Genomic DNA, 13,916 nt, shown 5'->3' with positions numbered 1-13,916 from the left:
GTTCGGATAACAACTCCCCCGATCGTTCGCCCGATGACTTATGAACGGCACTCCGGTGGTGCAAGATTCGACGGCAACGATGGCGCATCGGCAGGTGCGGGCCCGGCGCCAGGCGCTGGCAACGAGGAGGGCGTTTTACCTCCGGCGAAACACTCCCAGGTGACCGCGCCCGCCTGCACGGCACCCTTGCTCAAGGCGATCCGCGCAGTGGGTGCGTCGGCATTGTCCGGCACCGAGGGCACGAGTGTCAGCGTATTCGAACCGGCAGGCGCGACGCGCGTCGTGAAAGCAACGGTGATCTGGCCGTTGTCGTCGTCGACATGAACGGATTCGACGTTGCGGGTGGCGGGCGGCGATGCATAGCCGCCGCCGAACGCGTTGCCACTGGCGGCGTTTTCGGACACCGCGAGCCGTGCGGATGCGGCCAGCGAGAGCCCTTCCCCCACACGGCTGCGGGCCAGATAGTCCTGATACGCCGGGATCGCATAGGCCGCGATGACGCCGACAATCGCCAGCACGATCATCAACTCGATCAGCGTGAAGCCGACACTAAAGCAGCGGCAAGCGCGCGCGAGGGGTGCACTCCAGCGCGCTCTTTCGAACGCGTGCCGCGGGGAAGGCGTGGACAGTGAAAAAGGGGAGTACGGCAAAGTAACGGTCATCGGCAGGCTCCTGAAACGAAAAACGCCTGCCCCGCGAATCGGGGACAGGCGTTTCAATCGTAGCCAGCGGTGCTCGTTTCACACAGTCAGCCGAATGGCTAACGTTGCGCGCCAATACGGCTGCGGCTGCGGCTGCGGCGGATACGGCTTTAAGCCCGGGCCGCCGCACCGTTATCGTTCAGCACCCGACTCAGATCAGCTTAAGCTCAAACCGCCGCGCGGTTTGCGTTGCGGCGCTTGAGCAGATAACCCAGGATCACGACGAACAGCGCACCGGCGATGCTCATGCCGTACTCTGCCGCCGGCGTATCGAGGATCGGCCAACGGTCCCCAGCCGGGTCGTTGATGATCAGGCCGCCCGCGATCCAGCCGAGCAGTGCCGCGCCGAGCGTGATGACGATTGGAAAGCGGTCGAGCAGCTTCAGCACCAACTGGCTGCCCCACACGATCAGCGGAATACTCACCACCAGGCCGAAAATCACCAGCGCGAGGCGATGTTCGGGGTCGGCCGCCTCGGCCGCGCCCGCGATCGCGATCACGTTGTCGAGGCTCATCACCGCGTCCGCAATGATGATGGTTTTAATCGCCGCGATAAGCTTGTCTGCCGGCTTGATATTCTCGTGGACGTCATGGGCGGGCGCCATCAGACGCACACCGATCCACAACAGCAACAGGCCGCCGGCAAATTTCAGCAACGGCACGTCGAGCAGCGCCACGGCAAACGCAATCAGCGCCACGCGCAGCACAATCGCGCCGGCCGTACCCCACAGCACGCCCTTGGTCCGCTGCTCAGGCGGCAGGTTGCGGCAGGCAAGCGCGATCACCACCGCATTGTCGCCACCCAGCAGGATGTCGATGACGATGATCTGAATGACTGCGCCCCAATGGAGCGTGGCGAAGAACTCGAGCATGAATGAAAGAGGACGAAGGGATCGGACGAATCGGACGCGCCGGCAATAAAAAAGCGGAGGAGTCTGCACTCCCCCGCTTTTTTAAGACTGCCCGCTCACGAAAGGATTTCGTAAGCGTATCAAAAAACGCGCCAGGGCTGCGCGCGAATTTTGATTTACAGCATCGCCTTCAGAAGACGCGCCATTTCCGACGGGTTCTTCGTGACCGTGATGCCGCAGGCTTCCATGATTTCCAGCTTGGCTTCAGCCGTGTCCGCACCGCCCGAGATCAGCGCGCCGGCGTGGCCCATTCGCTTGCCCGGAGGCGCCGTGACACCGGCGATAAAGCCAACCACCGGCTTCTTCATGTTGTCCTTGATCCACTCAGCAGCGTTCGCTTCGTCCGGACCGCCGATCTCGCCGATCATGATGACGGCGTCCGTTTCCGGATCGTCGTTGAACATCTTCATCACGTCGATGTGCTTCAGACCGTTGATCGGGTCGCCGCCGATACCGACTGCCGACGACTGGCCGAGGCCGATCGCCGTCAATTGGCCGACTGCTTCATACGTCAGCGTGCCCGAACGCGACACGACGCCGATGCGGCCCTTGCGGTGAATGTGACCCGGCATGATGCCGATCTTCAGTTCGTCCGGCGTGATCGTGCCCGGGCAGTTCGGTCCGAGCAGCAGCGTCTTGCGGTTTTCTGCGCGCATGCGTGCCTTGAGCTCGATCATGTCGCGGACAGGAATGCCTTCCGTGATACAGATAGCGAGATCCAGATCGGCTTCGACCGCTTCCCAGATCGCAGCAGCAGCGCCTGCCGGCGGAACGTAAATCACCGACACGGTTGCGCCCGTTTCAGCCTTGGCTTCAGCGACGCTAGCGTAGATAGGAATGCCTTCGAAGTCTTCGCCGGCACGCTTCGGGTTCACGCCCGCAACGTACGCTTCGCGGCCGTTTGCATATTCACGGCAAGCACGCGTATGGAACTGACCGGTCTTGCCGGTGATGCCCTGCGTGATGACCTTGGTGTCTTTGTTAATCAGAATCGACATGTATTGACCTCTGTTCGTTTGGCGTCGCGCTGTTGCGCGCGAGGCGGGATGTTCTCCGCCCGCGTCGCTCGCGCGTCGCCATTCGTAATCCTGGTTGTCCTGGCTCAATGTGAAACTGAGCGCCCGACGAGCGCGCTCGTTACTTGCCTTGAGCGGCCGCAACGACCTTCTGAGCCGCTTCTTCCATGCTGTCTGCCGCAATGATCGGCAGGCCGGATTCAGCGAGCATCTTCTTGCCCAGGTCTTCGTTCGTGCCCTTCATGCGGACCACGAGCGGCACCTTCAGCGACACGGCCTTCGACGCCGCGATCACGCCTTCCGCGATCACGTCGCAGCGCATGATGCCGCCGAAGATGTTGACCAGAATCGCGGTCAGATTCGGGTTCTTCAGCATGATCTTGAACGCTTCCGTGACCTTCTCGGTCGTGGCGCCACCGCCCACGTCCAGGAAGTTCGCCGGTTCGCCGCCGAACAGCTTGATGGTGTCCATCGTTGCCATTGCGAGGCCTGCGCCGTTCACGAGGCAGCCGATGTTGCCGTCGAGCGAGATGTACGCGAGGTCGAACTTCGATGCTTCGACTTCAGCCGGATCTTCTTCGTCCAGATCGCGATACGCGACGATTTCCGGGTGACGGAACAGTGCGTTCGAATCGAAGTTGAACTTGGCGTCCAGCGCGATGACCTTGCCGTCGCCGGTCAGGATCAGCGGGTTGATTTCAGCGAGCGATGCGTCGGTTTCCCAGAATGCCTTGTACAGGCCTTGCAGGATCGAGCGCGCTTGCGGCAGCGAAGCGGCGGGCACGCCGATCTTCGTTGCGAGCTCGTCGGCTTCGGCGTCTTTCAGACCGGTCGACGGATCGACGGCGATCTTGTGGATCAGCTCAGGCGTCTTTTCCGCGACTTCTTCGACGTCCATGCCGCCTTCGCTCGATGCCATCACGACGATCTTCTGCGAAACGCGATCGATCACCAGGCCGACATACAGTTCCTTCTTGATGTCAGCGCCTTCTTCGATCAGCAGACGATTCACCTTCTGGCCTTCCGGACCGGTCTGGTGCGTGACGAGCTGCATGCCGAGGATCTGATTCGAGAATTCACGAACCTGTTCCAGCGACTTGGCGACCTTCACGCCGCCGCCCTTGCCACGGCCACCCGCGTGGATCTGAGCCTTCACGACCCATACCGGGCCGCCGAGCTCTTCCGCGGCCTTGACCGCATCATCCACCGAGAAGACCGGCTTGCCGCGCGGTACCGCGACGCCGAATTTCCGCAGGATTTCCTTACCCTGGTACTCGTGAATCTTCATGCGTGATTCCCTTCAGTCTGAGAGTTGGATTGAACTTCGTTTCCGCTGCCGTCGTTCATGCCGGACGCGTTGCCGCCCTCACCTGTCTGGCGGGCTGCCCCGTCGCCTGACGATGCCGCGCGATCCGCTGTATACGGAGCGCGGCCATACCAGCGCGGATAAAACTGTTGCACCGCCTCGCCGTCGAAACGCAGCGCATGGCAGCGTCCCAGCTGGAATGGCGGTTTGTCGTTGGAATGCTCGTCTGTGCTGTGCGACGTACCGTTCCCTGAACTCGCTGTCGCGCCTGGCGCGCTGTCACCTGTGTTCCATACGTCGCCGGCGAACGCCTGGATTGCGGCGGTAGGCAGGAGCGCGCACAACTCGGTGAGATGCGTACAGCCAGCCGTGCCGGCCAGCAAACGGGCAGCATCGCGACGGAAGTTCTGGAACAGATTGAGTCCGATGAGGGCACGGTAGGCGGGATTGCTGGCTTGGCACAAGCCTGGATAGGGCACCCAGTCGGACGACGCTTCGGCGTCGACGACGTTGAGCTTGCGATCGATGGTGATGCGAAGCCAGAGTTCATGGATCGGCTGACCATTGGGCCGGACGCCCGACGCAAGCACCACATCGCGCGGTTTTTCGTCGGTCAAGCACGCTTCCACATCCCACAGGCCATCGGCTCGCTCATAGGCTTCCGCTCTGATTGCGCGACGGTGGCGCAACTGACGGGACACTGGCGGGGAGAGCGGCATGCGGGAAGGAAAGGCCGGATTGGAAAACCCGTGAATTTTAGCATACTGGGTATTTGAGACAGGTTGGAATCCGCAGGCCCACCCAGCAGGCGGTTCAGCGCGGGAACCCTTATCACGAAGTGACGTACGCGGCGAGGGTTTGCTGCGGGATTGCCGCCGTTTGCCCGCGATTTGCCCGCGGTTTGCCCGCGGTTTGCGGCTATGCGCCACTTCAATCCTCGTCGAATCCTTTGAGGATTTTGCCGATCGTGGCACCCGAGAAACCGCGCGACGCCAGAAAGCGCGCCTGTTTGGCGCGCTCGGCGGCCGTTTCGGGCAGCCGATCGAATTTCTTCCCCCAGACGGCTCGAGCGCGCGCGAGTTCGGTTTCGCGCAGTTGCGCACTGGCCTCTTCGACCAGCGTTTGGTCCACTGCGTGCTGCTTCAATTCGCCGACGATCCGGCTTGCGCCCAGGCGTGACGCGCGCCGATGGATCAGGCTTTCAGCAAAGCGCGAATCGGACAGCCAGTTTTCGGCCTCCAGCGCGTCGAGCAAGGTATCGAGCGAATCGGTTTCTTCGACGAACGGCTTCAATTTGCGCGCCAGTTCAGAGCGGCTGTATTCACGCCGGGACAAATAGCCGAGCGCACGTCCTTTTAGCGAACGGGCCGGGCGTTGGGATTTTTTGGCTTCGTCCTGCCCTGACTTCGCCTCGCCGGGTGTGCGGCGCGAGCGGGTGTAGGTGGTTTCGGACGGGTCTGCTTCAGCTTGCGCGGAAGATTCAGACTGAGATTGACGACCCGAAGCGCGATCATGCGCGTCGAACGACTCGAACGGATCGTTGTCATCCTCGCGCGGGCCGTCCGCGTTGTTGCGTCCATTCTTGGACAGCGGCCGGCCCTTGCGTATCACGTGCTGGTTACTCTTCTTCGCCCGCGACTTCAGCGGCCGCACCGGTCGCCACTTCCGCCATGGCATTCACGCCCAGCGATTCGCGAATACGGTTTTCGATCTCACGGGCGACATCCGGATTTTCGCGCAGGAATTCACGCGCGTTGTCCTTACCCTGACCAATACGTTCGCCGTTGTAGCTGTACCAGGCACCGGCCTTGTCGACGATCTTGGCTTGCACACCGAGGTCGATGACTTCGCCCTGACGGGAAATGCCCTCGCCATACAGAATGTCGAAAATCGCTTCACGGAACGGTGGCGCAACCTTGTTCTTCACCACCTTCACGCGCGTTTCGTTACCGATCACTTCGTCGTTCTTCTTGATCGAACCGATCCGGCGAATGTCCAGACGCACCGACGCGTAGAACTTCAGCGCGTTACCGCCCGTGGTAGTTTCCGGATTGCCGAACATCACACCGATCTTCATACGGATCTGGTTGATGAAGATCACGAGGCAGTTGGTACGCTTGATCGTGCCGGTGAGCTTGCGCAGCGCTTGCGACATCAGACGCGCTTGCAGACCCGGCAGCGAGTCGCCCATTTCACCTTCGATTTCAGCCTTCGGTACGAGTGCCGCGACCGAGTCGATCACGATCATGTCGATCGAGCCCGAGCGCACCAGTGCGTCGGCGATTTCGAGCGCCTGTTCGCCGGTGTCCGGCTGCGAGACCAGCAGTTCATTAACGTTCACGCCGAGCTTGCCCGCGTACTGGATATCCAGCGCGTGCTCCGCGTCGATAAACGCCGCCGTACCACCGAGCTTCTGCATTTCAGCCACGACTTGCAGCGTCAGCGTGGTTTTACCGGACGATTCCGGACCATAAATTTCGACCACCCGGCCACGCGGCAAACCACCGACGCCCAGTGCGATGTCGAGGCCGAGTGATCCCGTTGAGACCACCTGGATATCTTCGACCGCCTCACCCGCGCCGAGCCGCATGACCGACCCTTTGCCGAACTGCTTTTCGATCTGCGCGAGCGCGGCAGCGAGTGCCTTGCTCTTTTCAGCAGTCAGTCCAGCCGAGCCTTTCTTGCTTTCTTCCATGAATCGTCCTTTGCTATGATGAACGGCGTCTGAGGCAGATGTGCGGCCCACTTTTAGATGGCAGCACACGAAACTCAGACACTGTATAAAAAAACAGTAGTTTTGGCAAGCACGATTCTCATGCGAACGCGCATTTTTACCGTCGCGCTGCCCAACTACCCACAATAATTTTCGGAGACCGCTGTGCGCCGGGGGGACACCCCACGGCGCCGGCCAGGCCAGGTTGGCGCACCATGCGAATTCTGATTGCCGAAGACGACAGCATACTCGCGGACGGTCTGGTTCGATCACTCCGCCAATCGGCCTATGCCGTCGATCATGTGAAGAACGGCGTCGAGGCCGACACCGCCCTGTCGGTGCAAACTTTCGACCTGCTGATCCTCGATCTGGGCCTGCCGCGCATGTCGGGGCTCGAGGTGCTGCGCCGCCTGCGCGCCCGCAATTCGAACCTGCCGGTACTGATCCTCACCGCTGCGGACAGCGTCGACGAACGCGTCAAAGGCCTCGATCTCGGCGCCGACGATTACATGGCCAAACCCTTTGCCCTGAACGAGCTCGAGGCGCGCGTGCGCGCGCTGACCCGGCGCGGCGCGGGCGGCGGCCCGACGGTGGTGCGGCACGGCTCGCTGTCGTTCGATCAGGTTGGCCGGATCGCCTATGTCAACGAGCAGGTGATCGACCTGTCGGCGCGCGAGCTCGGTTTGCTCGAAGTGCTGCTGCAACGGATCGGGCGGCTGGTATCGAAGGAACAGCTCGTCGACCATCTGTGCGAATGGGGCGAGGAAGTCAGCAATAACGCGATCGAAGTGTACGTGCACCGGCTGCGCAAGAAGATCGAGCCGAGCGGCGTGCGCATCATCACCGTGCGAGGCCTCGGGTACTGCCTCGAGAAAGCCGCCCTGCCCGCGAACACGAGCACAAATGTGAACGCGAGCGACAACCCGCTCGCGCCGCCTGCGTCCGGTGAGCCCGAAGCGCCGGCATCGCCGGGATCGCCGTCTTCGCCTCCGTCGGCCGCGATGCCGGCGAGCCATCACTACAAATAGAAGACGCCCATGTCCGCACGCGCAGACCGCGCTACGGCGCACGCGGCGGACCTCGACGAGGCACGCGACGAGCGCTACGCCAATCCGTTCGCCCCGCCCGACGAGACCGAAGCCGCCGCCGAAGCGCGCCCGCGCTCGCTGTTCGGCGAGATTCTCGACTGGATGCTGGCGCCGCTGCTGCTGCTTTGGCCGATGAGCCTCGCCGTCACCTACCTGGTCGCCAAGTCGATCGCCAACGGCCCGTTTGACCGCGCGCTCGAAACCGACGCCTACGTGCTGGCCCGCCAGATCCATCCGATCAACGGCGTGGCGGAGTTGTCGCTGCCCGATTCCACCCGCGACTTTCTGCGCACCGACAATGTCGACAGCGTGTTCTATCAGGTGCTCGGCACGCGCGGCGAACTGGTGGGCGGCGAGCGCGACATGCCGCTGCCGCACGAGGAGGACCGCCCTCCCCCGGGTCTCGTCGAATTCCGTGACGACGTGCTGCGCGGCAACGACATCCGCGTCGCCTATACGACCGTCGAGTTTCCGCAGACACCCGGCGCGCAGCCGGTGCTGGTGCAGGTCGCCGAGACGCTCGACAAACGCAGCCAGCTTGCCAACGACATCATCAAAGGCGTGATCCTGCCGCAGTTCGTGATCCTGCCGCTGGCGATCCTGCTGGTGTGGTTCGGCCTGTCGCGCGGACTTGCGCCGCTGCATGCGCTGCAGGCGCATATTCGCGCGCGCCGCCCGGACGACCTGTCGCCGCTCGAAGCTCGCCGCGCGCCGCCGGAGATCGAACCGCTGGTGACGTCGTTCAACGATCTGCTGACGCGCCTCGAACAGAACATGGAGTTGCAGAAGCGCTTTATCGCCGACGCCGCGCATCAGATGAAAACGCCGCTTGCCGGTCTGCGCACGCAGGCTGAACTGGCGCTGCGCCAGGACGCCTCCGAGGAAGTCCACCGCTCGCTCGAGCAGATCGCCACCAGTTCGGAGCATGCGGCGCGTCTCGTCACCCAGTTGCTCGCGCTGGCGCGCGCGGAAAACCGCATGTCGGGGCAGATTTTCACGCCCGTCGAAGTGACGGAAGTCGCGCGCAGCGCGGTGCGCGACTGGGTTCAGGCCGCGCTCGCCAAGCAGATGGACCTCGGCTACGAAGGACCAGAAGCGCCCGAAGCACCGGATACGCCGGTCGAAGTCGACGGCAATCCGGTCATGCTGCGGGAAATGTTGTCGAATCTGATCGACAACGCGATCCGCTACACACCGGCCGGCGGGCGAATCACCGTGCGGGTGCGGCACGACGTGACGGCGCGGCGCGTGCATCTGGAAGTGGAAGACACCGGGCTCGGCATTCCGGTGGCAGAGCGCTCGCGCGTGGTCGAGCGTTTTTACCGGATTCTCGGCCGCGAAGGCGATGGCAGTGGGCTCGGACTCGCGATCGTCCGCGAGATCACGACGATGCACGGCGGAGAGATGACGATCGACGATCACGTCTATCAAACCTCGCCGCGGCTTGCCGGAACGCTCGTGCGTATCAGCTTAAAGGTGCTCGAACGGGTACGGGACTTACCCTAAGCGCGCAAAAACCCTCGCTGGGCCCGTCGCCATATTGAGATACGTTAGCCGTAAATTGCGATAATTTACACGCCACTTAACGAATTTAGACGGAAATTCGGCCTAAAAATCCGAGACCGCAGTTTCACCCCTCCACGTCAGTACGCCGTAAGTTTTCACTCCAATAATCGGTTTCACGGGGACGCCTTTGCCGGCGGACCGCGTGCATATATCAATATTGGAGACGACTTATGGCTACCGTTGGCGGGCAACTCTCCCACGCGCCGATGACACACGAAGAGAAACGGGTGATCTTCGCGTCGTCGCTGGGTACGGTTTTCGAGTGGTACGATTTCTATCTGGCCGGCTCACTTGCGATCTTTATCAGCAAGAGCTTCTTCTCCGGCGTCAATCCGACTGCCGCCTTTATCTTCACGCTGCTCAGCTTCGCCGCGGGCTTCGCGGTGCGGCCGTTCGGCGCGATCGTATTCGGGCGCCTCGGCGACATGGTCGGCCGCAAATACACGTTCCTCATCACGATCGTGATCATGGGCCTGTCGACCTTCCTGGTCGGCTTCCTGCCCGGCTATGCATCGATCGGCATTGTGTCGCCGGTGATCTTCATCGCGATGCGCCTGCTGCAGGGTCTCGCACTCGGCGGCGAGTATGGCGGTGCGGCAACCTACGTCGCGGAACATGCGCCGCCGGGACGCCGCGGCTTCTACACCGCATGGATCCAGACGACCGCCACGCTCGGCCTGTTCCTGTCGCTGCTGGTGATTCTCGGCGTGCGCACGGCAATGGGCGAAGACGCATTCGGCGTATGGGGCTGGCGCATTCCGTTCATCGCGTCGATCGTGCTGCTCGGCGTGTCGGTGTGGATTCGCCTGCAACTGCATGAATCGCCGGTGTTCGAGCGCATCAAGGCCGAAGGCAAGACCTCGAAGGCCCCGCTGACCGAAGCATTCGGTCAATGGAAGAACCTGAAGATCGTGATCCTCGCGCTGATCGGCCTGACCGCCGGCCAGGCCGTGGTCTGGTACACGGGCCAGTTCTACACGCTGTTCTTCCTGACGCAGACGCTGAAGGTCGACGGCGCGACGGCCAACATCCTGATCGCGATCGCGCTCCTGATCGGCACGCCGTTCTTCCTGTTCTTCGGCTCGCTGTCGGACCGCATCGGCCGCAAGCCGATCATCATGGCCGGCCTGCTGATTGCTGCCTGCACGTACTTCCCGCTGTTCAAGGCGCTGACTCACTACACGAACCCGGCGCTGGAAACGGCTACGGCAAAGTCCCCGATTGTCGTGATCGCGAATCCGGACGAGTGCTCGTTCCAGTTCAACCCGGTCGGCACCTCGAAGTTCACGAGCTCCTGCGACATCGCCAAGAGCGCGCTCTCGAAGGCCGGCTTGAACTACGAGAACGTTGCGGGGCCGGCGGGCACGCTGGCGGAGATCAAGGTCGGCGATACGGTGATCAACACGTATGACGGCAAGGCCGCCGACGCCAAGGATCAGGGCAAGGCGTTCGACAAGACTCTGGCGACCACGCTGAAGACCGCCGGCTATCCGCCGAAGGCCGATCCGTCGCAGATCAACTGGCCGATGACCGTGGTGATCCTGACAATCATGATGATCTACGTGACGATGGTCTATGGGCCGATTGCGGCGATGCTGGTGGAGATGTTCCCGACGCGCATCCGCTATACCTCGATGTCGCTGCCGTATCACATCGGCAATGGCTGGTTCGGCGGCTTCCTGCCGGCGACTGCCTTCGCGATCGTGGCGGCCAAGGGCAACATCTACTCGGGCCTGTGGTATCCGATTGTGGTCGCGCTCGCCACGCTCGTGATCGGCATGCTGTTCGTCAGGGAAACCAAGGACTCGGATATCTACGCGAAGGACTGAACCGCCTGATGATGGATGGGCAATTTGAAAAAGTTGTGCGGCGGGGGTTGACAGCCCCCAGCCCTATCCTCATAATCTCGCTTCTTTCGGCGAATTAGCTCAGTTGGTTAGAGCGACGGAATCATAATCCGCAGGTCCGGGGTTCGAGTCCCTGATTCGCCACCAGTTGCAAGAAGAAGCCGCTGATCCACAAGATCAGCGGCTTTTTTGTTTTGGCTTTCCGTTTTGGCTTTCCCAAACAGCAACTTCAAGGAGGTTTCTTGATGACGTTCCGCACCGCCGCGCTTGCCGTGGCCACCGCATCCACCGCGCTTTTTGCCGCCGCATCGCCGCTCTTCGCCAACGCCCAGGCGAATGCCCAAACCAACACCCAAGCGAACACCCAAACGCCGCCCGACAATCAGTGGCGCGCCAGTCCGATCACGCTTTCAACGCTGCTGCAGGACGGCTACAAAATCGTCGCAGTGATCAATGGCGCACGCGGCAGCGTCGGCACAACTGATACCATTTTTGTTCAACGCGACCAGAGCGCGTTCAAATGCATCGACCCGGCGCAACCCGATGCGAAATCAAAGGCGGCCTGCTTCGAACTGGTTCAACCGTCTGGCGCCGCGCCTGAATCGAAATAAGCAGTGAACCTGGCCGCTGCAATTCATCGGCGAATGCCATAAAAAGAGCTAGGAGCGTGCGCGGCAGAAGTCTGATGTCATCCGGTCGGGCAGGGTAAACGTTGTTAGCAGATGACAACAAGCTATCTCCCCTACGAGCCGCAGCAGCAGATGTTGCTGCCCCACGCGCTGCAAGACTGGCTGCCCGAAGGGCACCTTGCCTACTACATCAGCGACACGGTGGACTCACTCGACCTCTCCGCTTTCCATGCGCGGTATGCCGGCGGTGGTCAGCGCAACCAGCCCTTTCATCCGGCGATGATGGTGAAGGTGCTCGTGTACGGCTATGCGACCGGCGTGTTCTCGTCGCGCAAGCTGGCCAGGAAGCTGCATGAGGATGTCGCGTTCCGGGTCCTGGCGGCGGGCAACTATCCGGCGCACCGGACGCTGTGCGACTTCCGCGCCTTTCACCTCAAAGAACTGTCGGACCTGTTTGTGCAGGTGGTGAAACTGGCCAGGGAGTGCGGACTGATCAGGCTCGGGACGATTGCCGTTGACGGCACGAAGATCAAGGCCAATGCCTCGCGCCACAAGGCGATGAGCTACGACCGGATGAAGAAAGCCGAGCTTGAACTGAAAGAACAGATCGATGCGCTGCTGGCAAAAGCGAAAGTGGCCGATGACGCTGAGAAGAACGAGCCTGAACTCGATATTCCGGCCGAGATCACGCGGCGCGAGGACCGGCTTGCGGTCATCCGTGCTGCGCGTGCGCGTCTGGAAGAGCGCCAGCGCCAGGCCGATATCGCGCGTGGTCGTAGCGACGACGACACGCCGCCGGACGGCGGCGACAAGCCGAAAAAGAAGTCGCGCTTCAAGTACAGGTTCGGCGAGCCCAAGCCCGACGCCCAGGAGAATTTTACTGACCCGGAAAGCCGGATCATGAAGCACGCCGGCGGCGGCTTCGACTATTCCTACAATGCCCAGGCTGCCGTCGACGACACGGCCCACATCATCGTCGCGGCCGAACTGGGTAACAGTGCCGCCGACAGCGGCCAGTTGCCAGGCGTTCTTGCTGCCGTGCTGCGTGACGCTGGCGCCAATCCCAGGCAAGTCCTTGCCGACGCGGGCTACCGGTCGGAAGCGACGTTCGAGCAATTGCGCGAGCATCCCGCCGAGCTGATTGTGGCGCCCGGACGCGAGGGCAAGAAAGATGTGAGGGTCGATGCCCTGAAGCGCCCGCTGTGCGCCGCGATGGCAGAAAAGTTTACTTCTGCGCAAACTCAGGCGGCCTATCGAAAGCGCAAATGGCTGTCCGAACCGCCGAATGCCTGGGTAAAAAGCGTTCTCGGATTTCGACAATTCAGCATGCGCGGACTGGCCAAGGCTCAGGCCGAGTGGAAGCTCGTCTGCGTGGCGCTGAACCTGCGCAGAATGTCGAAAATGAAACTTGCGTAAGCCCGGAAGGGGGCAAGTTTGCCTGATTTCGCCCCCGGGCAAACCATTTTTGCGCGCACTGGCGGGCAAAACTGCAATCGCAGTTGACGCCGCCCGATCTGGCGTCAACTCCGGAGGCTCAAATTCTGTCTGCCGCGCGGACTCCTAGCGCACGCTAGCTTGTTCGCGATACCGCGTTTCGCGCCCCCGGCACGCGCCCGCTGCTTGCATCACGCAAGCAGCGCATCACCCGAATCGTCACGCTCAACGATCGACCAGCCGGCTGAGATTGCCGCGCACCCGTTGCAGCAATGCGATGAGCTGCTTCGATTCTTCGTCGGTGAAACCGTTTAGCGCTTCGAGCGCGACTTCATCGCCTACTTTGCGGGCCTTGCCGAGCATGCGCTCGGCCTTCGGCGTCATGCGCACCTGACGCTCCCGGCGATCCTGCGGATTCGCCGTGCGCTCGATCCAGCCGCCATCTTCCATACGATCCAGCAAACGTCCCGCCGAAATCGGCGCGACTTCGAGCAGGTCCGCGAGTCGCGCCTGATTGACGTCGCCGTAGTGGGCGAGGTTGGCCAGCACGCGGCACTGCGCGCGCGTCAGATCGACCGATGATTTCGCGAGATCGTCGTAACGCTTGCCTGTCAGGCGGCCGACGTCGGAAATCAGAAAGCCGAAGCGTTCTTCGAGTTGGGTGGTCATGCGCGGATTATACGAAAGGCTTCTGTTTGTCATCGT

Annotated in this window: 13 protein-coding genes and 1 tRNA gene; 6 read left to right on the top strand and 8 right to left on the bottom strand. The window is 62.0% G+C overall.

All coding sequences use genetic code 11. The features are described 5' to 3' along the window. Positions 1-38: 38 nt before the first annotated feature. The 7 genes from B0G76_RS02010 to recA form a co-directional block, all read right to left on the bottom strand. The gene (locus tag B0G76_RS02010; RefSeq protein ID WP_120289680.1) at positions 39-662 is read right to left on the bottom strand and encodes a pilin; all 624 of its coding nucleotides are present in this window, start codon (positions 660-662) and stop codon (positions 39-41) included. A gap of 206 nt (positions 663-868) precedes the next feature. After that, positions 869-1,573 carry a TerC family protein gene (locus B0G76_RS02005; RefSeq protein WP_120289678.1) on the bottom strand — a complete coding sequence of 235 codons (705 nt, stop codon included), beginning with the start codon at positions 1,571-1,573 and terminating at the stop codon, positions 869-871. A 155-nt stretch (positions 1,574-1,728) separates the two neighbouring features. Further along, on the bottom strand, positions 1,729-2,610 hold the full coding sequence (gene sucD / locus B0G76_RS02000; protein WP_120296142.1) for a succinate--CoA ligase subunit alpha: 882 nt from the start codon (positions 2,608-2,610) through the stop codon (positions 1,729-1,731). A gap of 139 nt (positions 2,611-2,749) precedes the next feature. Beyond that, entirely contained in the window at positions 2,750-3,916 is a 1,167-nt protein-coding gene (gene sucC, locus B0G76_RS01995) for an ADP-forming succinate--CoA ligase subunit beta (RefSeq protein WP_120289676.1), read from the bottom strand. Then, complete coding sequence (locus B0G76_RS01990) at positions 3,913-4,653, bottom strand: DUF2889 domain-containing protein (RefSeq protein WP_120289674.1); 741 nt, start codon at positions 4,651-4,653, stop codon at positions 3,913-3,915. The genes sucC and B0G76_RS01990 overlap by 4 nt, the downstream gene beginning before the upstream one ends. 211 nt (positions 4,654-4,864) lie before the next feature. Then, positions 4,865-5,545 carry a recombination regulator RecX gene (gene recX, locus B0G76_RS01985; RefSeq protein WP_120296141.1) on the bottom strand — a complete coding sequence of 227 codons (681 nt, stop codon included), beginning with the start codon at positions 5,543-5,545 and terminating at the stop codon, positions 4,865-4,867. 7 nt (positions 5,546-5,552) lie between these two features. Next, complete coding sequence (gene recA / locus B0G76_RS01980) at positions 5,553-6,629, bottom strand: recombinase RecA (protein ID WP_120289672.1); 1,077 nt, start codon at positions 6,627-6,629, stop codon at positions 5,553-5,555. 233 nt (positions 6,630-6,862) lie between these two features. Here recA and B0G76_RS01975 point away from each other — a divergent pair, with 233 nt between their 5' ends. From B0G76_RS01975 to B0G76_RS01950, 6 genes are all read left to right on the top strand, one after another. Beyond that, positions 6,863-7,675, top strand: a complete 813-nt coding sequence (locus B0G76_RS01975; RefSeq protein ID WP_120289670.1) for a response regulator transcription factor — start codon at positions 6,863-6,865, stop codon at positions 7,673-7,675. A 9-nt stretch (positions 7,676-7,684) separates the two neighbouring features. After that, complete coding sequence (locus tag B0G76_RS01970) at positions 7,685-9,241, top strand: sensor histidine kinase (protein ID WP_120289668.1); 1,557 nt, start codon at positions 7,685-7,687, stop codon at positions 9,239-9,241. A 230-nt stretch (positions 9,242-9,471) separates the two neighbouring features. Continuing rightward, positions 9,472-11,130 carry an MFS transporter gene (locus B0G76_RS01965; RefSeq protein ID WP_120289666.1) on the top strand — a complete coding sequence of 553 codons (1,659 nt, stop codon included), beginning with the start codon at positions 9,472-9,474 and terminating at the stop codon, positions 11,128-11,130. A gap of 88 nt (positions 11,131-11,218) precedes the next feature. After that, a tRNA-Met gene (locus B0G76_RS01960) sits at positions 11,219-11,295 on the top strand. 98 nt (positions 11,296-11,393) lie between these two features. Next, positions 11,394-11,759: a hypothetical protein gene (locus tag B0G76_RS01955; protein ID WP_120289664.1), complete on the top strand. Its 366-nt coding sequence runs from the start codon at positions 11,394-11,396 to the stop codon at positions 11,757-11,759. Positions 11,760-11,870: 111 nt separating this feature from the next. Further along, complete coding sequence (locus B0G76_RS01950; protein ID WP_120289662.1) at positions 11,871-13,193, top strand: IS1182 family transposase; 1,323 nt, start codon at positions 11,871-11,873, stop codon at positions 13,191-13,193. A 243-nt stretch (positions 13,194-13,436) separates the two neighbouring features. On the opposite strand, the gene B0G76_RS01945 is transcribed toward B0G76_RS01950, so the two are convergent. Beyond that, positions 13,437-13,880 carry a MarR family winged helix-turn-helix transcriptional regulator gene (locus B0G76_RS01945; protein ID WP_120289660.1) on the bottom strand — a complete coding sequence of 148 codons (444 nt, stop codon included), beginning with the start codon at positions 13,878-13,880 and terminating at the stop codon, positions 13,437-13,439. Positions 13,881-13,916: the final 36 nt, after the last annotated feature.

This window comes from Paraburkholderia sp. BL23I1N1 (assembly GCF_003610295.1).
Lineage (GTDB): Bacteria > Pseudomonadota > Gammaproteobacteria > Burkholderiales > Burkholderiaceae > Paraburkholderia.
Note: the sequence above shows the minus strand (reverse complement) of the source record. Positions and strands in the feature narration are given on the sequence as shown.

Coding starts and splice junctions, on each gene's coding strand:
- B0G76_RS01990 (WP_120289674.1), bottom strand. CDS start 4,653: ATGCCGCTCTCCCCGCCAGTGTCCCGTCAGTTGCGCCACCGTCGCGCA.
- sucD (WP_120296142.1), bottom strand. CDS start 2,610: ATGTCGATTCTGATTAACAAAGACACCAAGGTCATCACGCAGGGCATC.
- B0G76_RS01965 (WP_120289666.1), top strand. CDS start 9,472: ATGGCTACCGTTGGCGGGCAACTCTCCCACGCGCCGATGACACACGAA.
- B0G76_RS02005 (WP_120289678.1), bottom strand. CDS start 1,573: ATGCTCGAGTTCTTCGCCACGCTCCATTGGGGCGCAGTCATTCAGATC.
- B0G76_RS01950 (WP_120289662.1), top strand. CDS start 11,871: ATGACAACAAGCTATCTCCCCTACGAGCCGCAGCAGCAGATGTTGCTG.
- recA (WP_120289672.1), bottom strand. CDS start 6,629: ATGGAAGAAAGCAAGAAAGGCTCGGCTGGACTGACTGCTGAAAAGAGC.
- B0G76_RS01975 (WP_120289670.1), top strand. CDS start 6,863: ATGCGAATTCTGATTGCCGAAGACGACAGCATACTCGCGGACGGTCTG.
- B0G76_RS01945 (WP_120289660.1), bottom strand. CDS start 13,880: ATGACCACCCAACTCGAAGAACGCTTCGGCTTTCTGATTTCCGACGTC.
- sucC (WP_120289676.1), bottom strand. CDS start 3,916: ATGAAGATTCACGAGTACCAGGGTAAGGAAATCCTGCGGAAATTCGGC.
- B0G76_RS01970 (WP_120289668.1), top strand. CDS start 7,685: ATGTCCGCACGCGCAGACCGCGCTACGGCGCACGCGGCGGACCTCGAC.
- B0G76_RS02010 (WP_120289680.1), bottom strand. CDS start 662: ATGACCGTTACTTTGCCGTACTCCCCTTTTTCACTGTCCACGCCTTCC.
- B0G76_RS01955 (WP_120289664.1), top strand. CDS start 11,394: ATGACGTTCCGCACCGCCGCGCTTGCCGTGGCCACCGCATCCACCGCG.